The sequence below is a fragment of the Flavobacterium gelidicaeli genome (genome assembly GCF_013294005.1).
GTDB lineage: Bacteria > Bacteroidota > Bacteroidia > Flavobacteriales > Flavobacteriaceae > Flavobacterium.
Map to the genome: position 1 here is coordinate 321,884 of NZ_JABSNK010000001.1, position 19,587 is coordinate 341,470.

The following is a 19,587-nucleotide window of genomic DNA, read 5'->3' on the forward strand; positions in this document are numbered from 1 at the left end:
TACTATTGATTATTATCTAATTCTTCTTGTCTTTCCGAAATACTACGATAGGCATTTTCGACCATTACGATTCCGTCATCGACCACCACGCCAATTGCTAGTGCGATTCCGGTTAGTGACATAATATTAGACGAGATCCCAAAAGCTTGTAATAAAATAAATCCAATCGCTACTGAAATGGGTAATTGAATCAAAATAATCAAGGCACTACGCCAATGAAAAAGGAATAATAAAATCACGACCGAAACGGCAATCATCTCCTCAATTAAAGTTCCTTTGACAGATTCAATTGCTTGTTCTATCAATTCGCTTCTATCATAAGAGGTTTTAAAAGTTACTCCATCAGGCAAGCCTTTTTGGACTTCCTTCATTTTCAGTTTGACCGCTTTTATAACTTTATCGGCATTTTCGCCGTAGCGCATCACTACAATTCCGCCTACAACCTCACCTTCGCCATTAGCGTCAAAAACTCCTAATCGTAAATCACCACCCATTTGCACCGAACCAATATCGCTAACTTTCACAGGAACCGAATTGTAATTCTTGATAGCAATGTCTTCGATATCTTTTATGTTTTTTATATAACCCAAACCTCTGACTACATAAGAACGGTCACTCATTTCAAATTTCCGACCACCAACATCATTATTGCTTGTCTTTACCGCTTTCATGACTTCCATCATACTCACATTATAGTATTGCATTTTAAGTGGATCCAAAACCAATTGGTATTGCTTTTCGAAACCGCCAAAAGAAGCAACCTCAGCAACGCCTGGAACGGTTTGCAAAGCAAATTTCACGTACCAATCCTGCAACGCTCTTTGCTCACCTAGATCCATTCCATTGGTTTCCAAATGATACCAAAACACATGCCCTACGCCTGTTCCGTCAGGACCAAGTGTGGGAACTACATTTTGTGGTAACAATCGTTGTGCATAATTTAATCGTTCCAGCACACGGGTTCTTGCCCAATATGGATCTACATCATCATCAAAAATGATGTAGACAAAACTCATCCCAAACATAGAAGAAGCACGAATGTTCTTGATTTTTGGGATTCCTTGTAAGTTTGACACCAAAGGATAGGTCACCTGATCCTCAATTACCTGCGGGCTTCTCCCCATCCATTCTGTAAAAACAATAACTTGATTGTCAGATAAGTCCGGAATGGCATCAATAGGATTTTGTTGCACACTATAAATTCCCCAAGCAAACAAGCAGCCAGAAACGATCAAGACTATTGCCCGATTTTTTAAGGAAAATGATATTAGTTTTTCGACCATAATAGTTTAATTAATGAAAATGTTTTTCATTTTAAAGGTTGAAACTGTGTATTACAATTCTTTTGTAATTCCACCACAAGTCAACATTTCAGCTCCGTAATATGGATTTTTAATGTCTTTAATTTCACTAATCCAGTATCCATTTTTCCCTTGATTGTACATTGGGCAATAGTCTTGGTACAGTTTTTTATCTGTAGTAAACATTTTAATAAAGTTATGCATGTCAGCACTTAATAAAGCAAATGCATTTCTTTGTGCAGCAATTTTACCAGCATTCTCAGTAATTGTTGCGGTGTGTTGTTTTGCAGCGTCAGCAATGGTGTTATATTGAGTCAATAAATCAGCTTCAATTTTGTCAGTGGTTGTTTTTTGTAAAGTTATTTCTAAAGCTTTACTTGATTCAGTCGCTAATGTGGCGTCATCGCTAGCTAAAGCATTTTTTAACTTTAGATAATCATTTAAAATCATATCGATTGAAAATGCCGATTTGCTTTTTGTAACGTCCATTTCTTTCACTTCTTCAATCACTTCTTCATGGGCTACAGGAATCGTCAAGGCCATTCCGCATTTAGAACATTCTTCTCCTTTTTTACCGTGTACTTCAGGATGCATTTCACAAGAATATTGTTGGCTGTCTGCTGTTTCCGTGGTTGCTTTATCTGTTGTTTCTGATTTGTTGTCTTTACAAGATGCTACAGCAAAGACTGCTGATAAAAGACTGATTTTTAAGATGTTTTTCATTTTGATTTATTTTTATTGTTTTACTTCTAATTTTGTAATGCTACTGCGGTCTTATTTTTTATCAACAGTATTTTATTTTTCCTCTTTGGTCGCTTCTGCTCTGTCATACTGGCAACAGCCAGGAAGTGCATTGTAGGCAGTTTTTGTAGCTTGGAATTTCTCGCTGTCATAACCTACTGCCGCAATACGTTTTAAAATTTCTTCCCTAGTCGTTTTTGATGAGTCATAAGTTAGTGTAGCCATTTTAGAGTCCTTGTCCCAATCTACTAAGGCAATGTTCTTTTGCGTTCCTGCTTTTTCTATTTTAGTTTCGCACATACCGCAGTTTCCGAATATTTTTACGGTTTCGGTTTTCACGTTTTTAATTTGCGCAGTAGCTGCTGTGACTGATAACAATAGAGTTATTGCTATCAATCCATTTTTAATTGATTTCATATAATAAAAAGTTTAGATGTGAATATGCTAGACCAATGAGTAAACAATAGCATAAGAGCCATGATTACTAATCCATAATAGCCGATAAATAAATGATTTAAAGCAATATTTGCTTTGAATTTGACACACTAATTGATGTCAAAAAAGAATTTAGCCTATTTTAGGAATAAGCCAAAGTGAAGAATATCCAGCAGAAGTGAAGGATACTGTTTGATAAAATTTTTGCTTTTCAGTCGAAAATTTGAAATTAGAGTTCTGCATTTCAAATTGAAAAGCAGATGGAATTGCTGTATTTACTGATGAACTACTGCATAAAGCCTGTCCACATTTTCCATTACAACCTTTGTGCTTGCTACTTTTAGAATGAGAGTCCTTACTACAACACTCTTTTTTCTTAGTTTTAGAAGACATTTCCATCGTACAAGAACCCCTGTCTGAATTTCCACACGCAAAAGTTGTATTTGGCATCATAAAGAAGCCAAACAAAACGATTAGTAAAATGTGAAATTTTTTCATTTTCTTGTAATTAGAACAAAATTAGTAAAACTATATTAATTATGGTCAAAATTTAATGTTAATATAGTTTTACTAATCAATAGTGTAGGAGTTGTTTTATTTAGTATCCCCAAAAATAGCATACATAAGCGACTGAGAAACAGATAAAATAATACTAAACAATAAGGCTGTAAAAAAAGTATCTACACCAAAACCGCCTACTATATTATCGCATAAAATAATAATAAGTGCGTTGATCACTAGCAAAAACAAACCCAATGTTATAAATGTGATTGGTAATGTTAAGATCACTAAAATAGGTTTGATAAATATGTTTAACAATCCTAAAACAACCGCCACAATTAAAGCCGTTGTAAAATTTGCGACGTGAACACCCGTCATTAAATTAGAGATAAGCAGCACTAATGCTGAGGTAATTAACATTCTTAAAAGAAGTTTCATAGTTTTAAATTTACGTATTAATACAATTTATTAGTTGTCTAAAAATTCTTTAGCAAATTGATGAAATAATTTAGGATTTTCGGCATGAAGCCAATGTCCTGCATTTGGAATGGTTTCAAAAACGGCTTTTGGAAAATGTTTTTTTATAGCTTCAAAATCACTGTCCTTAATATAACCTGAATTACCGCCACGAATAAAAAGTGTTGGTTTATTGTAAATAGCATCAATAGGAAGCGCCACCCCTATTTCGTCTAATTTTTTATTAAAAACTGCTAAATTAAAACGAAAAGCCAATTGTCCAGGCTCTTGCCAAAACAAACTTTTCATTAAAAACTGTCTGGTGCCAAAATCAGTTATGTATTCTGAAAGTGTATCTTCCACTTCAGATCGGCTGGGTTTTTTAGCAAAATCTACTGCATTTAATCCCGCAAGAATCGTTTGATGATGCTGCGGATAGAATTTTGGTCCAATATCAGCAACGATTAATTTATGGTTTTTTTCTGGATAATTACAAGCAAACAGCATAGCGGTTTTGCCTCCCATAGAGTGACCGATGACGTCTACTTGTTCTAAATTATGCCCCACACAATAATCATAAATATCTTTGGCCATGATCTCATAATTAAAATCGTCTGATTGCATACTACGACCGTGGTTGCGCATGTCGAGCATGTGTACCTCAAAACCTTCGGTACTGAATTGTGTTCCGATTGTTTTCCAGTTATCTAGCATTCCTAGGAATCCATGTAGGATTAAAAGCGGTTTTCCTTCTCCTTCTATTTTTGAATAAAGCATATTTTATCGTTTAACGAGCGCGTGAGGGATAGCAGCGAAAATCCTTATCTAGTATGGAGCGATAGCTAAATACTAGATAAGATTGTAGCGCATAGCCCGACCCTTCCCGATAGCTATCGGGAAGGGTCACGCCCCAATTATTTTATTTTAATTTTTGTAAATACATATTTACTACGTTTTCGAGACCTAAATATAGTGATTCTGCAATTAACGCATGTCCTATAGAAACCTCTAATAATCCTGGAATATTTTGTTTAAAAAAATGAATATTATCCAAACTTAAATCGTGACCAGCATTGATTCCTAAGCCTAATTCGTTAGCTAAAAGAGCTGCTTTCACATAAGGATCTATTCCTTTATTATTTCCTAATCCATACTCATGTGCAAAAGCTTCAGTGTACAATTCTATTCGGTCTGTACCTGTCTGCTTTGCACCTTCTATCATATCGAGTTGCGGATCAACAAAAATCGAGGTACGAATACCATTGCGTTGAAATTCTTGAATCATCTCCGTAAGATAAGCTTGATTTTTTACCGTATCCCAACCTGCAGAAGAAGTGATTGCTACTATCGCATCTGGCACTAAAGTCACCTGCTCGGGTTTACACTCTAAAACCAAATCGATGAAATTATGTTGTGGATTTCCCTCAATATTGAATTCAGTGTAGACAATAGGCTTTAAGTCGCGTGCGTCTTGATAGCGAATGTGACGTTCATCTGGACGTGGGTGTATAGTGATTCCTTGAGCTCCAAATTTTTGAATATCGGTGGCTACTTTTAATAAGTCGGGAACATTGCCTCCACGAGCATTACGTAATGTAGCTATTTTATTGATGTTTACACTTAACTTTGTCATTGGAATACTTTTTGATTATAACTCTATGTTTAATGAGCACAAAAATACAAAGTAAAAGGTAGGAGATTTTGCCTTTTTTTGATTATTTTGCATAAAAATTGAGGATTTACAAAAGATGGATATTACAAACTACATAACTACTGACTTTAAAGCCATTGACAGCCAAGATAGTATTGCGACTGTGAAGGACTTTTTTGACGAAGTAAATATTTCTCACTTCCCTGTTGTTGAGGAAGGAGTTTTCATAGGGAATTTATCGGCTGAGGACATTGAAACTTTTGATGAAAATAAAAAAATTATAGATTACAAATATACGCTAGAGTCTTTTTTTACAAGAACAGACTCAGTATGGCTGGAAGTTTTAGAGGTTTTTGCTAAAAATCATGCTAATTTGATTCCGGTTCTAGACGAAAACAATAATTACATTGGTTATTACGAGATTGATGACATCATGACATTCTTTCACCAAACAACTTTTTTAAAAGAGCCTGGTAGAATTATAAAAGTAAAGAAAGGTATTATTGATTATTCTATGAGTCAAATCACACAAATTGTAGAAAGCAACAACGGTAAACTGTTGGGTTTATTTATATCAGAGTCGGATGCAGCTACGATTGAAGTGACTTTAAAAATTAGCATGGGTGCAATTAATGAAATCATACAAACTTTTAGAAGGTATAATTACGAAATCACTTCTGAACATCATGAGGATGATTATATTAATAATTTAAAAGAACGATCAGATTATTTAGACCGGTATCTTAATATATAATTATTGTCTATTTGACTAATCATTTATACATTTTAGCACAATAATACAAATCAAAAAAGAGTAAGCAAGACAATGAAAATAGCTATTTACGGTCAATATTATCAAAACAGTACCGAACCTATCATTAAGGATATTTTTGTTTTTTTTAATAGAAATAATATCGAATTAGTGATCGAGTCAAATTTTCTTGTAATGTTACATGACAAGGAGATTGTACAAAGAGAATACAACACTTTTTCGTCACATACTGAACTAGACAGCAGTTTTGACATGCTAGTAAGCATAGGTGGAGATGGAACTATATTAAGAGCAGCAACATTAGTTAGAGACTCTGGAGTTCCTATTTTAGGAATCAATGCAGGAAGGCTGGGATTTCTAGCAACTGTTCAAAAAGAGAATATTGCCGCTTTTTTACAAATTGTAATTGATAAAAAATACACGCTATCAAAGAGAACCCTACTTAGTTTATCTTGTACTCCGCCCAATCAAGCACTTCAAGACATTAATTTTGCTATGAATGAGATTTCGGTAAGTCGCAAAGACACCACTTCAATGATTACTATTGACACGTATTTAAACGGTGAATTTTTGAATTCTTACTGGGCAGATGGCTTGATTATATCAACTCCTACTGGATCTACAGGTTATTCCCTTAGTTGCGGAGGCCCAATATTGACTCCAGATGTAAGAAGCTTAGTTATCACCCCTATCGCTCCTCATAATTTAAATGCGAGACCGCTGGTTATTCCTGATGAAACAGAAATTGAATTGCGAGTTTCAGGTAGAGAGGAAAACTATTTGGTTTCACTTGATTCCAGAATTACATCTGTAGGTAATGAATCAATATTGACAATTAAAAAGACCCCTTTTAAAATAAATATGGTTGAAATTCCAGACGAAACATTCCTAAAAACACTCCGCAGTAAATTACTATGGGGCGAAGACAAACGAAATTAAATATTTATTTTAACCCACAACTATACGATTATCTCGTTTTTTTCCGTTTTAAACTAACAAACTAGCAAATCCAATTAATTAAAGTACTTATTCACGAAATAATAAGCACATTTAGTACATTGAGCATTGTTTAGTATCGATAATTATTATATTTGCACGCAATTTTTAAATAAATGAATAAATTTTCTGCTCTTTTATTAAGCTTATTTCTAAGCATGTCTATGTATTCACAAATTCATGAACTTGGGGTTTTCGTTGGTGGTAGTAACTACATTGGAGAGATAGGTCCAACGACCTATGTTGCTCCTAATAAGATGGCTTACGGCTTATTGTACAAATGGAACAAAAGTACGAGACACTCTTACCGCGTTTCTTACAGCCAGTCAGAAATAACTTCAAATGACATCGATTCTAAGGAACCTAGCCGAAACCAAAGGGGCTATCGCTTTGACAATAATATAAAAGAATTATCTTTAGGGCTTGAATTCAATTTTTTTGAGTTTAATTTGCATGAATTAGACAATCAATTTACTCCTTATATATACAGCGGGTTAAATTACACGAAATATGATGGGCTGTATGTTTTTAATGGAGAGACAAGACAAAATTCGAAAAGATCAACAATTGCAATACCTATTACATTAGGGGTAAAAACCACTTTAAATAGTCGTTTTATTTTAGGATTTGAAGTTGGTGCGAGATACACTTTTGCTGATGACCTAGACGGAAGCTATTCTAAAGACAGTAATTTACAAAATTTAAAATTTGGAAATATAAATAATAACGATTGGTACGTGTTCTCTGGGTTTACATTAACGTACACCTTTGGACAAAAGCCATGTTATTGCGCATACTAAAAAAATGAACTTACTAGAGAATATAGATCAAAAAAACCTACCAAGACATCTAGCCATTATCATGGATGGAAATGGACGCTGGGCTAAAAAACAGGGGCTTCTAAGGGCTTTTGGCCATGAAAGTGGTACTAAATCAGTAAAGGTAATTATTAAGGCTTGCGCCAAATTAGGAATAGAAAACCTAACGCTTTACGCTTTTTCAACTGAAAACTGGAACAGACCTAAATTAGAAGTGGATACTTTAATGAAAATATTAATCAAATCATTAAAAAAAGAGCTCCCCACCCTAATTGAAAATAATATTCGATTAAATACGATAGGTAATCTTGAGAAAATGCCAGCATCGGCTCAAAAAGAATTGCTTGATGTAATAGAAAAAACAAAAAATAATACCCGAATGACATTAACTCTTGCTTTAAGTTATGGGGCTAGAGAGGAACTTGTAAACGCTGTAAAGAACATCAGTGATAAAGTTAAAAATAATATAATTTCAATAGACGCTATTGACGATTCAATTATAAATCAGCATCTTTACACGCAAAATTTACCCGATGTAGATTTATTAATACGTACAAGTGGAGAACATAGGATCAGTAATTTCCTGCTATGGCAAATAGCTTATGCAGAATTATATTTTACTGATGTTTTGTGGCCTGACTTTAAAGAACAAGATTTATATGAGGCTATTATTAGTTATCAAAAAAGAGAACGTAGATTTGGAAAAACAAGTGAACAAATTAAATAAATTTTTAGTGTTGAATAAAAGTATAAAAGCAGTCCTTACCTTAGTCTTATTAGGTAGTTTTTCACAAGTTAAAGCCCAAGAACGTGTTCCATTTGATCAAGGAAAAAAATACATTCTAGCCGATGTTTCTGTAACAAGTAAAATAAGTTTTAACGAGCAAACTGTAGTAACCTTTGCAGGTCTACAAAAAGGACAAGAAATCACTGTACCAGGAGAAGAGATTAGCAGCGCCATCAAGAAACTAGGAAAACTAGGCCTTTTTGATGAAATTTCATTTTATATCAATCACATCGAGAATGATAGTATCTACCTTGACTTAGATATTAAAGAACTTCCTAAATTAAAGGAAGTGAAATTTGTTGGTGTTAAGAAAAACAAAACCGAAGCTTTAATTAAAGACAACGGCTTAACCAAAAACAAAGTAGTTAATGAAAATTTAATTACTACCACTAAAAACTACATCGAAAATAAATACAAAAAAGATGGTTACTACAATACTAAAGTAAACATCAATATTAGCAAAGATACCGCTACAGTAAACGAGGTAAATATGCTTGTTAGTGTTGATAAAGGTCAAAAAGTAAAAGTGCAAAGCATAGATTTTGTTGGCAATGAAAAAATGTCTGACAAGTCTTTACGCAAGGCAATGAAGGATACCAAAGAGAAGAGATTAGGACGACTCTGGAAAACTTCAAAATTCATCAAAGAAAAATACAAGACTGATTTAGAAAAAGTTATCGCTAAATATAAAGAAAAAGGATATAGAGATGCTAGAATAACTTCGGACTCTGTTGTTTATAATAAAAACAAGAAAGCACTTGATGTAAAAATCAATCTAGAAGAAGGTAATAAATATTACTTTGGAGACATTAAATTCTTAGGGAACACAGTATATTCTGATCAGTTTTTATCTCGAATAATAGGAGTTAAAAAAGGAGAAGTTTACAATGGCGTATTATTACAAAAAAGAATTGCTGACAATACAAAGCCTGATGGAGAAGACCTTACTAATCTATATCAAAACAACGGTTATTTATTTTCAAACATTAATGCTGTAGAGGTAAAAACTGCTAATGACACCATTGATTTTGAAATTAGAGTAACTGAAGGTCCATTAGCATATTTCAATAAAATCACGGTAACAGGAAATGATAAAACAAATGACCGTGTAATTTATAGAGAATTAAGAACAAAACCAGGTCAAAAATACAGTAAGGAAGAACTTGTAAGGACGATTCGTGAAATTGGACAATTAGGGTTTTTCGATCCTGAAGCAATTAATCCAGCTTTTAAAAATGTAGATGCAGCTGCCGGAACAGTGGACATTGAATACCAACTTGTTGAAAAAGGGTCTAGCCAAATTGAACTACAAGGTGGATACGGTGGAGGTGGTTTCATAGGAACCTTAGGACTTTCATTTAATAACTTTTCTGCAAGGAACTTAGGCAAGAAAGAAGCCTACAAACCACTTCCTATGGGAGATGGTCAAAAAGTATCCTTACGTTTACAAGGAAGTACTTATTTTCAAACATATAGTGTTTCATTCTCTGAACCATGGTTTGGGCAAAAGAAACCAGTACAATTCAGCTCATCTATTTCATACAGCACACAATATCTAAATGATTACTCGACACAAAAAGCAGATAAGAGTAAAAGTTTTAACATCCTAACATTATCTGTAGGATTAGCTAAAAGATTAACTGTGCCTGATGACTTTTTTGTATTGTCACAATCTATAAGTTACCAACACTATAGCTTAAACGATTATAATACTGGTTTGTTTACTTTTGGAAATGGAAACTCTCGAAATCTTGCTTACACCATAGGATTGACTAGAAATAGTAAAGGGGTCAACCCAATATTTCCAACATATGGTTCTGAGTTTAGTATCTCGGCAAAATTCACCCCTCCGTATAGCTTATTTAACGGAACTGATTATGCTACATTAGGAGACAAAGAGGCATATAAATTAAAAAGCACAGCAGATGTTTTTGATTCTGCTGGAAATATCACCATTGCAAAAGGATCTTATTTAGATGCTTCTGGAAATAAAGTATCTACTTACCAAGAGGCAGCTCCTGATGCAGCGATTGTGGATCAAAAGAAATTTGATTGGTTAGAATATTATAAAGTTAAGTTCAAAGCTGATTGGTACACTAAATTATATGGTAAATTAGTTTTAAGAACATTAACTGAATTTGGTTTCTTAGGAGCTTACAACCAAGATAGAGGTTTAGTACCGTTTGAGAGATTTTATGTTGGTGGAGATGGTTTAGCTAACTATTCTATGGATGGTAGAGAAACAATTCAGTTAAGAGGATATCCTAATAACTCATTGACGCCAGTAAATAGCGTAGGAGAGCAAATTGGAGCTACCGTTTACAATAAATTCTCATTAGAATTACGTTACCCAATTACCTTGAAGTCATCAGCATCTATATATGCACTAGCATTCTTAGAAGCAGGATCTTCATATGAAAATTTCAAAAGTTACAACCCATTTGCATTAAGCCGTTCAGCTGGTGTTGGTTTACGTGTATTTATGCCTGCATTTGGATTATTAGGAATTGATTTTGGACATGCATTTGATGCGCTTCCAGCTGGGCAAACACAGCCTAAAGCATGGGAAACACATTTTATAATTGGACAACAGTTCTAGATAAGGATTAACAATTTTCTAATGCCATATAGTTATGAGAAAACAAATTTTATTTTTATTTTTAGCGACAATTGTAAGTAATACAATATATTCGCAATCGAGAGGCACAAGAGTTGGTTATATAGATATGGAGTACATTTTACAAAATGTCCCTAACTATACTGAGGCTACCTCTCAATTAGAAATAAAAGCTCAAAAATGGAAACAAGAAATTGAGGCTAAGAAAATTGAAATAAACAAAGTAAAAGATGCTCTAAATGCTGAAAAGGTTTTATTAACCAAAGCATTAATAGAAGAACGTGAAACAGAAATTAAATTTCTGGAAACACAAATGCTAGATTATCAGCAAAAACGTTTTGGGACAAACGGCGATTTAATGATTCAGAAGTCACAAATGGCTAAACCAATACAAGATCAAGTTTTTACTGCAGTACAAGATATTGCAGAAGCTAAAAAATATGATTTTATATTTGATAAATCTTCAAACTTAACCATGCTTTTTGCAGCTAATAAGTTTGACATAAGCGATCAAGTTTTACGTGTTATTAATAGAGCTGATAAAAGAGAACAATTGACTAAAAAACAACTTGAAGCTCAAGAAGCAAAAGACAATAAAGAAGATGCAATTGACGATAATGAGTTTTTATCAGAGCGTCAAAAAGCATTAGACGAGAAAAAAGCAGCACGTGATAAAGCTCTTGAAGAAAGAAGAGCAGCACAAGAACTTAAGAAGAAAGAATATGAAGATCGTAAGGCTCAAATTCTAGCAGATCGAGAAGATAAAAAAAATGGCACGGTTTCTGCAAACACTACCACAACTAGTACTAGTGCAGAAGACACCACAAAATTATCAGACGAAGCTGCACAACAAAAACTAGATGAAGCGAAAGCTCAAAAACTAGAAGAACGTAAAAAAATTCTTGAAGATCGTAAGAAAGCTTTAGAAGAACGAAGAATGAAAATTCTTCAAGAGAGAGACTCTATTAAAAAGTCGAGAGAATAAAAACCAAAAATTAATACTTAATATTTTAAAAACGATGAAACAAATCAAAACTTTAGTAATTGCTGCATTATTCATTTTAGGAGCAAGTCAAACTAGTAACGCTCAAGCAAAAACAGCTCATGTTGATGTAAGTGAAATTATGTCAAAAATGCCAGCAATGCTAGATGCGCAAAAACAATTAGAAAAATTGAGTTCTACATATGATGCTGATTACAAGAAAATGGTAGAAGAATACCAAGCAAAATTAAAAAAATACGAAACTGAATCTGCGACTGTTACTGATGCTGTGAACGGAGATCGTTCTAAAGAAGTACAAGACATGCAAAAAAGAATTGTTGACTTTAGAGATAATGCTCAAAAAGAATTACAACAAAAAGAATCTGATATCGTTAAACCTTTAATGGAAAAAGTAAGAGCTTCTATCCAAAAAGTTGGAAAAGCTAAAGGTTTCCAATATGTATTAGACGGTTCTACTCTTTTACTTGCTGACGGTACTAATTTAACAGCAGATGTTAAAAAAGACTTAGGATTCTAAGAAATACTAAAACTCAAATGCAAACCACTCTTTCATAATTTGATCGAGTGGTTTTCTTTTTTTTAGTCCATTATTTTTTTTAGGATTTTAACTTCATAGCACTTAACTTTGTTTTAATGAACAACAATCATCCCATAGGAATTTTCGATTCAGGAATAGGAGGCACTTCAATTTGGAAGGAAATAAATCATTTACTACCAAATGAGAAAACCATCTATCTAGCAGATAGTAAAAATGCCCCTTACGGTCAAAAATCAAAAGAAGAGATTATTGCCCTGAGCATTAAAAATACCGAAATATTACTTGAAATGGAGTGTAAGCTTATTGTTGTTGCCTGTAATACAGCAACAACAAATGCAATTAAAGAACTTCGGGATAAATACGATGTTCCTTTTATAGGTATAGAACCAGCTATAAAACCAGCTGCAACAAACTCAAAAACACAAACTATAGGAATACTTGCAACACAAGGAACACTTAGTAGCGAATTATTTTATACTACTGCCCAAAAATTTCAAAGCACTAAAATTGTAGAACAAGTGGGACACGGACTGGTACAATTGATTGAAAGCGGTGCTATTAATTCGCCTGAGATGAAAGAATTACTCCTATCCTACCTTACTCCGATGATTGCTGCAAATATTGATTACTTAGTACTAGGATGTAGTCATTACCCCTATTTGATTCCGCAAATAAGAGCAATACTTCCTGATAATATTGAGATAATTGATTCTGGAGAAGCTGTTGCAAAACAAACCAAAAACCTTTTAAAAGACAGTATAGGTTTTACTTCAGAAAATCACAACGAAGCTGTTTTTTATACGAATACAGACGCTACTGTTCTAAATGAAATATTAGGACATAATTATACTATTATCAAAAAAGATTTTTAATCTAATCAATCTTTCGTTTAATAAACCATATTCCGTCTAGACTTAGATTTAAACTAATTTTATGGTAGTTCTCCTTGATTAATCCGTTACCAACACTTCCTTTTTGACCATAAGAATACGAAATATTCAAAGCTGAAAAAGTGTTTTCAAGTGGCAAAGAAACCCCTAAAGATAAAGACATGTTTTTTACTTTATTATTATCTACTTCTAGATAACCTGTATCGTAATTAAAACCTGTTGAGTATTTTATTCGATCTAAATAACTTCTAATTGTTTTTGGCTTACTATATGAAAATCCTATAGCAAATTTATCCTGGTTTTTAAAATCACCATACAAATCAGATTGATTCGTTCCGTTCCAAAAACTTCTTCCATAATCAACCGTTAAGTTTAAATTGTTTTTGAAGCGTTTACTTACTCCAAAACCAACTTCTAAAGGCATGTAATAATTATCTACATCAGAAACTTCCTCAGACTCAACTGTTGTTGTTCCCGAATTGTTGATTGCGGTCACTGATTCTACCTTAGAGGCGTTAATCCTAGTTGGTAATTTTATCGTAGAACCTATTGTGAGGGTAGAATCTAAAGCAAATTGCGTACCCAATGAAAATCGGGCTCCATTATACGTTGTGTTTTTATAGATACTAGTTATTGAGTTCTCAATAGTATAAGTTTTATCATCACTGGTGCTACCAAATAAATAAGACATAGAAGCCCCTAATGACAGCTTTTTACTTATTTTATATCCATAAGAAAAATCTACATCGTTCAAACCTCCTGTTCCTGTTGCGTCTAAAGTATAATAATCACTACTATTGTATATTGGCAAAGCCAAATTAGAAATTTTATATGTGCTACTTGAATATGGTTTTAAAGCAAAACTAAAACCAGACTTTTTAGTCACAGGAAAAGCAACCGCTATATGCGAAAACTGTACGTTATTTCGGTTTTCTTTATTGGCGCTATTTTCATAACTAGTCAAAATAGCTTTACCTCCTATATCAAACATAAAATGATTTAGATACATTGAACCTAATGAAGCTGGATTTAGATTATTAATATACTGATTTGACGGCAAAGCAATACCAGAAGAACCTATGGATGCGTTGGAACCAAAATCAGCATCATAAGTACTTCCTAAACCATATAAGGAATAAGGAGAGCTTGAAATACTTTGCGAAAAGGATTGTAATGTAAGTAGGAAAAAAAATCCTAAAAGTGTTTTATTTTTCATTTAATAAGAAATATAATAAATTTTCAATTTAAGCGTATTGCTTTTCGTTTTTTGATCAGCTAGGACAACTCTATTCACCGCTTTTGAAACATTTGGTATTGCCAGAATTAAAGAATATTTAGAGTCGGATTCTTTAATCATTTCAGACTGTAAAAAAGCTCCAATCGATATTTTATAAGCTGTAGTTTCATTAAACTCATCATTACTATTATTTAAAATTGCGTAAATAGGAGTACCAGCAGCCGTAGTTAAAGTTCCTTTTATTCTATTTAAGTTGTCACCAATGTAAACCTGCAAAGAATCAGGAAGCGGATACGCATTTGAATAAGTAGTATTCACGGGCTTAATCGTTAGCTCAGCATCTACAATTGCATTTTTATCGTACAAGTATTTTAACTGTTTTATATTAGGAAAATCGATTCTGCAGGCAACACCACTACCTGATTGAATAAATGCTTTATTAGCGGTACTTGTACTGGACAACTTTGCTGTACCTGTAGGTAAGTTTTGAAGTAGCGTATTGGACTTATCCGAAAAAATATTATTAAACTGATTGCTTGCGCTTAAAATTCCAAAATTCATCACGTAAGATGTTTCACTTGTTGATAAATACTTAGAATAATACATGCGCAACTCACTAGATAAGTTGAATCCCATAACGCTTGAAGAATTATCTGTACTGGCTTTAATTACAAAACCTTTTAAATATTCTGTAAATTCATCTGAGCTTGTTATTTCTTTCTTTTTAATTTTCTGAAAAAGCGCTTCACCAAATACATCATCTAAAACAACATTTACAGAATCTTGACTATTCGGTTTTGGTTTAAAAACAATGTTTCCTAAACTATTACTATCATAACTTAACTTAGAGTCATTATGAAAAGTACCATCTTCAAGAGTAGCTTTTACTTTTTCGTTTAAACGGTGAATACTAAAAGAATATGATTTTGTAGTATCTCCATAATAGTACTTGTCTAATTTCATGACCATTCTAATGGAGTCAAAAACATAATTTGAACTTTCAGTGTCAGAATAATCAGAGTATAACGAATAACTCGTACCATAAAGTTGAAAATAACTATCCGATTGTATTTTACCAAAGATGGGATCTACATAATAACCTACTAAAACCCTACTTTGACCTGAGGTGACTAATGAGTCTAATTGTATTGTAGCAACATCAACACTTAAAGTATCAATTAATAATACATTATTGTTAAGGGCTAAATAATCAGAACCAACGACAAAATTACCAGTATCTGTATCTGTATTACATGAAGTTATTAAAGCCGCAAAAAACAGCAAAAAGAATAGCTTATACATAAATGTTTTTGAACAAATATAGAAGAGCGTCATGCTAAACGAATAATAAGTTATACCAACAGTCCCTTTCTATCTATAAAGAGCTGTTTACAATCTACAATTGACCATCAATAATCACTGAGGCATTCATCTAATTAAAACGGTAATTTATCTATGAAAAAGTAGCATCTATATATCTTCTTTTTTTAAAATAGATAATGCTCCTACTTTTGAACCAATAATTAAGGCAATGATCCAAAAGAAATTTACAATCCTACTATTTATGTTTTCTCTCTTTAATTTATCTGCACAAAATAAGGTTGTAGTAGACTTAAATACAAACACGCTATCAACTAATGATTATACGCAAAACGAAACAGAAATTAACGGGACATTCTATAAAAAATTAAACGAGAAAAGCGCCTTAACAAATACAGTTGGTTACAAAAACAAAAGCATCAACTATTCCTTAACAAGTCATGAACTTCCTGAAAGTTTAAATCAATTTAACAAAATAGAGAACATCCTTGAATTTTCACATTTATTAAATTCTAAAACCAAGTTAATTATAGCTGCAAAACCTAGAGCAACTTTTGAAAAAAATATTGACTTTAAAGACATCGCACTTTTAGGAGGAATGGGAATTGAGTACCAATTTAATAAAAAAACAAGTTTGAATATAGGAGTAACAAGAGAAACCTATTTTGGGTCAATTGCCCTATTACCTACAATTTCTTTCTACCATAAATTAAACGAAAATTTAGCTATTGATTTGGGATTTCCAAATACTACAGTATCATTTACAAACAATATTAGAAACGAATTTAAATTAACAAATAATTTCAACGGAAGCTATTATAATCTTGATAAGCCCGTACTCATTAACAATACAATGCTAGCCACTACAGCACGTTTTTCGAACATGACCTCATCAATTGAGTATGATCGAAATGTAGACACTAACTGGTTTTTAAATTTTAAAGCTGGATATGAATTCAATAAAAAATTCACCTTAGAAGATGCAAATAACAATACAACATTTAGCGACGATAATAATAAAGCATACATTTTTACTATTGGAATAAAATACAAATACTAACAAAAACAATAATTATGAATATATTAAAAAAAGGTTTACTGTTTACAACACTTGTTATCAACATAGCCTTTGTAGGCTGTAGTAAAGATGAAGATGAAGACGTATTAGGAAACTGGATAAAAAAATCCACCTTTGATGGCCCTGCAAGATCAAGTGCTAGCAGTTTTGTAATAGGTAGTTTTGCCTATATAGCTACAGGATATACAGGCGATGAATATTTAACCGACCTTTGGGCTTACAACTCTGACGGGGATTCTTGGGAACAAAAAGCTGATTTCATAGGTGTTGCAAGAAGTGCTAGTTCTGCATTTGAATTAAATGACAAAGGTTACGTAGGCTTAGGTTATGATGGTACTAATAAATTACGTGATTTTTATCAATATGACCCTGCTACTAATCAATGGACACAGAAAACAGATTTTGCAGGAACAGGAAGGTATTCGGCTGTGGGATTTCAAGTAAGCGGAAAAGCATATTTTGGAACTGGTTATGACGGAAATTATCTTAAAGATTTTTATCAGTATGATGATGCACTAGACAACTGGACACTAGTAACTGGTTTTGGTGGAAACAAAAGAAGAAATGCTACTGTGTTTGTTATAGATGACAAGGCATATTTAGGAACTGGAATTAATAATGGTAGTTACCAAGTTGACTTTTGGGAATTTGACCCAAGCACTGATGTATGGACTAAGAAAAGAGATCTTGATGACGATGAAGATGATCATGATACATACTTAATTACTCGATCTAATGCAGTGAGCTTCTCAATGAACGGTTTAGGTTATATTGCTTGTGGCGAAAACTCTAAATCAATTTGGGAATACAATCCATCGACTGACCTGTGGAATGAGAAAACAGCTTTAGAAGGATCTGCTAGAACAGATGCTACTGGTTTTGCTATAAACCAAAGAGGCTTTATTGTATTAGGAAGATCAGGATCAGCTTACTATGATGACTCATGGGAATTTAAACCTTTAGAAGAACAAAACGATGATGACAATTAATAAAAACATAAAAAACTTCTGGTATTCAAGCCAGAAGTTTTTTTCATTACTGAATCTATTAAAAATTAGCTTAGTATTACTTTTTATTTTTTTAAATACTTCATGTAATCGAGCTAATAATCTAAAACTTGAATCCATAAAAACAACTAATGGATGGGGATACACCATTAAAGAAAATGACAAAATCATTATTAAGCAATCAATAATTCCTGTTATTGCAAATAATCGTAGTTTTGAAACTGAAGAAGATGCTTTAAAAGTAGGCGCAGTTGTATTGCAAAAATTAAAAGACAATACCTCTCCTACACTATCAAAAAATGATTTGACTTCATTAGCAATAAAAATTTAAATGAATATAGAAAAACTAAAAAATAACATTTCAAGTACCGTATTAATCCATGTGATTATCTGGGGTCTTTTCATGTCTATGGCACTAATACCATTTTATGAAAACAGTACTGATATTAATGCTGACTTCTTTGTACAATGGGTAACCGGAATAGCATTATTCTACTTGAATTATTATTACTTAGTTCCTAATCTATTATTACACAAAAAAGCAGGACTTTATATCACTATTGTTGTTGTTATTATTTTGATATTAATGACAATACGCTTTCTTTATTTTATGCCTGAAGTTAGAAATCCAATGGTGACTAGATTAATGAATACTGCAGCGAATAATCAACTACAAAGAGGACCACATCAAGGAAAACCTCCTTTGTTTTTTAAAATAATCCCTACTTTATTTTACATTTTCATCATTGCTGCAAGTACGGTTATAAGAACCTTAACAGAATACCATAATAATGAGCAAAACAAGTTAATTATGGAATCTAATAGAACTGCTAGCGAACTAAATTACTTAAGGAAACAGACTAACCCACATTTTTTATTTAATGCTCTTAATAGCATCTATTCTTTAGCTTATAAAAAATCCGACTTGGTTCCTGACGCTATTGTTACCTTATCAGAAATGATGCGTTACATGCTCTATGAAACAGATAATCAAACCGTATTTCTTGAAAAAGAAATCAATTACATTAAAAATTACTTAGAATTACAGAAACTAAGACTCAACAACATCGAAAATATTTACATCAATATTCACGGCGAAACTAGAGAAAAGTACATTGAGCCTTTACTATTAATCTCATTTGTAGAAAATGCTTTTAAATATGGAACTGATTATAAAGGCGCTGCTTATGTTAAAATAAAAATAAGTATTGAGAATGATAATTTAGATTTCTGGATCGAAAACAAAATCCAAGATTATACTAAAGATCCAGATAACTCCGGAATAGGGATGAATAACATAGAAAACAGACTGGATTTACTGTATCCAAACTCGCATCAACTTACTATTCTAGAAACTGACGGTACTTACACTGCACATCTAAAATTAAAATTAGATCAATTAAAAAAAACAAACACTTAATTAAAACAGTATTTTAGTC

At 32.7% G+C, this 19,587-nt stretch carries 21 protein-coding genes; 12 read left to right on the plus strand and 9 right to left on the minus strand.

Annotated features, from left to right (window positions below):
- Positions 1 to 2 precede the first annotated feature (2 nt).
- The 7 genes from HNP99_RS01420 to HNP99_RS01450 all read right to left on the minus strand — a co-directional run bounded on the left by HNP99_RS01420 (position 3) and on the right by HNP99_RS01450 (position 5,067).
- Positions 3 to 1,283 (minus strand): efflux RND transporter permease subunit, encoded by a 1,281-nt coding sequence (locus HNP99_RS01420; RefSeq protein ID WP_173850519.1) that lies wholly within the window; start codon positions 1,281 to 1,283, stop codon positions 3 to 5.
- 51 nt (positions 1,284 to 1,334) lie between these two features.
- Positions 1,335 to 2,024: a DUF3347 domain-containing protein gene (locus HNP99_RS01425; protein ID WP_173850521.1), complete on the minus strand. Its 690-nt coding sequence runs from the start codon at positions 2,022 to 2,024 to the stop codon at positions 1,335 to 1,337.
- 72 nt (positions 2,025 to 2,096) lie between these two features.
- Positions 2,097 to 2,459: a heavy-metal-associated domain-containing protein gene (locus HNP99_RS01430; protein ID WP_173850523.1), complete on the minus strand. Its 363-nt coding sequence runs from the start codon at positions 2,457 to 2,459 to the stop codon at positions 2,097 to 2,099.
- 150 nt (positions 2,460 to 2,609) lie between these two features.
- Entirely contained in the window at positions 2,610 to 2,975 is a 366-nt protein-coding gene (locus tag HNP99_RS01435) for a hypothetical protein (RefSeq protein ID WP_173850525.1), read from the minus strand.
- A 96-nt stretch (positions 2,976 to 3,071) separates the two neighbouring features.
- A complete protein-coding gene (locus HNP99_RS01440; RefSeq protein WP_173850527.1) occupies positions 3,072 to 3,416 on the minus strand; it encodes a phage holin family protein in 345 nt (114 codons plus the stop codon).
- A gap of 30 nt (positions 3,417 to 3,446) precedes the next feature.
- Positions 3,447 to 4,211 (minus strand): alpha/beta fold hydrolase, encoded by a 765-nt coding sequence (locus tag HNP99_RS01445; protein WP_173850529.1) that lies wholly within the window; start codon positions 4,209 to 4,211, stop codon positions 3,447 to 3,449.
- 142 nt (positions 4,212 to 4,353) lie between these two features.
- Positions 4,354 to 5,067, minus strand: coding sequence for a pyridoxine 5'-phosphate synthase (locus HNP99_RS01450; protein WP_173850531.1), 714 nt, complete (start codon positions 5,065 to 5,067; stop codon positions 4,354 to 4,356).
- A gap of 115 nt (positions 5,068 to 5,182) precedes the next feature.
- Here HNP99_RS01450 and HNP99_RS01455 point away from each other — a divergent pair, with 115 nt between their 5' ends.
- The 8 genes from HNP99_RS01455 (at position 5,183) to murI (ending at position 13,488) form a co-directional block, all read left to right on the plus strand.
- The gene (locus HNP99_RS01455) at positions 5,183 to 5,839 is read left to right on the plus strand and encodes a CBS domain-containing protein (protein WP_173850533.1); all 657 of its coding nucleotides are present in this window, start codon (positions 5,183 to 5,185) and stop codon (positions 5,837 to 5,839) included.
- A 72-nt stretch (positions 5,840 to 5,911) separates the two neighbouring features.
- Entirely contained in the window at positions 5,912 to 6,796 is an 885-nt protein-coding gene (locus HNP99_RS01460; protein WP_173850535.1) for an NAD kinase, read from the plus strand.
- Between the two features lie 173 nt (positions 6,797 to 6,969).
- Entirely contained in the window at positions 6,970 to 7,653 is a 684-nt protein-coding gene (gene porG / locus HNP99_RS01465) for a type IX secretion system protein PorG (RefSeq protein ID WP_173850537.1), read from the plus strand.
- A 4-nt stretch (positions 7,654 to 7,657) separates the two neighbouring features.
- Positions 7,658 to 8,398 carry an isoprenyl transferase gene (locus HNP99_RS01470; RefSeq protein ID WP_173850539.1) on the plus strand — a complete coding sequence of 247 codons (741 nt, stop codon included), beginning with the start codon at positions 7,658 to 7,660 and terminating at the stop codon, positions 8,396 to 8,398.
- A complete protein-coding gene (locus HNP99_RS01475; RefSeq protein ID WP_173850540.1) occupies positions 8,331 to 11,057 on the plus strand; it encodes a BamA/OMP85 family outer membrane protein in 2,727 nt (908 codons plus the stop codon). The genes HNP99_RS01470 and HNP99_RS01475 overlap by 68 nt, the downstream gene beginning before the upstream one ends.
- Before the next feature lie 34 nt (positions 11,058 to 11,091).
- Positions 11,092 to 12,060, plus strand: a complete 969-nt coding sequence (locus tag HNP99_RS01480) for an OmpH/Skp family outer membrane protein (RefSeq protein ID WP_173850542.1) — start codon at positions 11,092 to 11,094, stop codon at positions 12,058 to 12,060.
- A gap of 34 nt (positions 12,061 to 12,094) precedes the next feature.
- Positions 12,095 to 12,595: an OmpH/Skp family outer membrane protein gene (locus HNP99_RS01485; RefSeq protein WP_173850544.1), complete on the plus strand. Its 501-nt coding sequence runs from the start codon at positions 12,095 to 12,097 to the stop codon at positions 12,593 to 12,595.
- 116 nt (positions 12,596 to 12,711) lie between these two features.
- Complete coding sequence (gene murI, locus HNP99_RS01490; protein WP_173850546.1) at positions 12,712 to 13,488, plus strand: glutamate racemase; 777 nt, start codon at positions 12,712 to 12,714, stop codon at positions 13,486 to 13,488.
- Between the two features lies 1 nt (position 13,489).
- Here murI and HNP99_RS01495 read toward each other — a convergent pair whose 3' ends face one another.
- Both HNP99_RS01495 and HNP99_RS01500 read right to left on the minus strand, forming a co-directional pair.
- A complete protein-coding gene (locus HNP99_RS01495; RefSeq protein WP_173850549.1) occupies positions 13,490 to 14,722 on the minus strand; it encodes a PorV/PorQ family protein in 1,233 nt (410 codons plus the stop codon).
- Positions 14,723 to 16,045, minus strand: coding sequence for a DUF4270 family protein (locus HNP99_RS01500; protein WP_173850551.1), 1,323 nt, complete (start codon positions 16,043 to 16,045; stop codon positions 14,723 to 14,725). It abuts the gene before it with no gap.
- Positions 16,046 to 16,274: 229 nt separating this feature from the next.
- Between HNP99_RS01500 and HNP99_RS01505 the strand changes: the two genes are divergently transcribed.
- The 4 genes from HNP99_RS01505 to HNP99_RS01520 are packed head-to-tail and all read left to right on the plus strand — an operon-like array spanning position 16,275 to position 19,568.
- Entirely contained in the window at positions 16,275 to 17,123 is an 849-nt protein-coding gene (locus tag HNP99_RS01505) for a DUF6268 family outer membrane beta-barrel protein (RefSeq protein WP_173850553.1), read from the plus strand.
- Between the two features lie 14 nt (positions 17,124 to 17,137).
- Complete coding sequence (locus HNP99_RS01510; RefSeq protein ID WP_173850555.1) at positions 17,138 to 18,130, plus strand: Kelch repeat-containing protein; 993 nt, start codon at positions 17,138 to 17,140, stop codon at positions 18,128 to 18,130.
- Entirely contained in the window at positions 18,117 to 18,479 is a 363-nt protein-coding gene (locus tag HNP99_RS01515; RefSeq protein ID WP_225738092.1) for a DUF4907 domain-containing protein, read from the plus strand. Before HNP99_RS01510 ends, HNP99_RS01515 begins: the two co-directional genes overlap by 14 nt.
- Positions 18,480 to 19,568, plus strand: coding sequence for a sensor histidine kinase (locus HNP99_RS01520; protein WP_173850557.1), 1,089 nt, complete (start codon positions 18,480 to 18,482; stop codon positions 19,566 to 19,568).
- Positions 19,569 to 19,587: the final 19 nt, after the last annotated feature.

Excerpts from the sequence above, each read along its gene's own strand:
- HNP99_RS01445 (WP_173850529.1), bottom strand. The coding sequence starts at position 4,211 with ATGCTTTATTCAAAAATAGAAGGAGAAGGAAAACCGCTTTTAATCCTA.
- murI (WP_173850546.1), top strand. The coding sequence starts at position 12,712 with ATGAACAACAATCATCCCATAGGAATTTTCGATTCAGGAATAGGAGGC.
- HNP99_RS01520 (WP_173850557.1), top strand. The coding sequence starts at position 18,480 with ATGAATATAGAAAAACTAAAAAATAACATTTCAAGTACCGTATTAATC.
- HNP99_RS01475 (WP_173850540.1), top strand. The coding sequence starts at position 8,331 with ATGAGGCTATTATTAGTTATCAAAAAAGAGAACGTAGATTTGGAAAAA.
- porG (WP_173850537.1), top strand. The coding sequence starts at position 6,970 with ATGAATAAATTTTCTGCTCTTTTATTAAGCTTATTTCTAAGCATGTCT.
- HNP99_RS01420 (WP_173850519.1), bottom strand. The coding sequence starts at position 1,283 with ATGGTCGAAAAACTAATATCATTTTCCTTAAAAAATCGGGCAATAGTC.
- HNP99_RS01500 (WP_173850551.1), bottom strand. The coding sequence starts at position 16,045 with ATGTATAAGCTATTCTTTTTGCTGTTTTTTGCGGCTTTAATAACTTCA.
- HNP99_RS01470 (WP_173850539.1), top strand. The coding sequence starts at position 7,658 with ATGAACTTACTAGAGAATATAGATCAAAAAAACCTACCAAGACATCTA.
- HNP99_RS01440 (WP_173850527.1), bottom strand. The coding sequence starts at position 3,416 with ATGAAACTTCTTTTAAGAATGTTAATTACCTCAGCATTAGTGCTGCTT.
- HNP99_RS01460 (WP_173850535.1), top strand. The coding sequence starts at position 5,912 with ATGAAAATAGCTATTTACGGTCAATATTATCAAAACAGTACCGAACCT.
- HNP99_RS01505 (WP_173850553.1), top strand. The coding sequence starts at position 16,275 with ATGATCCAAAAGAAATTTACAATCCTACTATTTATGTTTTCTCTCTTT.
- HNP99_RS01435 (WP_173850525.1), bottom strand. The coding sequence starts at position 2,975 with ATGAAAAAATTTCACATTTTACTAATCGTTTTGTTTGGCTTCTTTATG.
- HNP99_RS01485 (WP_173850544.1), top strand. The coding sequence starts at position 12,095 with ATGAAACAAATCAAAACTTTAGTAATTGCTGCATTATTCATTTTAGGA.
- HNP99_RS01495 (WP_173850549.1), bottom strand. The coding sequence starts at position 14,722 with ATGAAAAATAAAACACTTTTAGGATTTTTTTTCCTACTTACATTACAA.
- HNP99_RS01515 (WP_225738092.1), top strand. The coding sequence starts at position 18,117 with ATGATGACAATTAATAAAAACATAAAAAACTTCTGGTATTCAAGCCAG.
- HNP99_RS01510 (WP_173850555.1), top strand. The coding sequence starts at position 17,138 with ATGAATATATTAAAAAAAGGTTTACTGTTTACAACACTTGTTATCAAC.
- HNP99_RS01425 (WP_173850521.1), bottom strand. The coding sequence starts at position 2,024 with ATGAAAAACATCTTAAAAATCAGTCTTTTATCAGCAGTCTTTGCTGTA.
- HNP99_RS01450 (WP_173850531.1), bottom strand. The coding sequence starts at position 5,067 with ATGACAAAGTTAAGTGTAAACATCAATAAAATAGCTACATTACGTAAT.
- HNP99_RS01455 (WP_173850533.1), top strand. The coding sequence starts at position 5,183 with ATGGATATTACAAACTACATAACTACTGACTTTAAAGCCATTGACAGC.
- HNP99_RS01430 (WP_173850523.1), bottom strand. The coding sequence starts at position 2,459 with ATGAAATCAATTAAAAATGGATTGATAGCAATAACTCTATTGTTATCA.
- HNP99_RS01480 (WP_173850542.1), top strand. The coding sequence starts at position 11,092 with ATGAGAAAACAAATTTTATTTTTATTTTTAGCGACAATTGTAAGTAAT.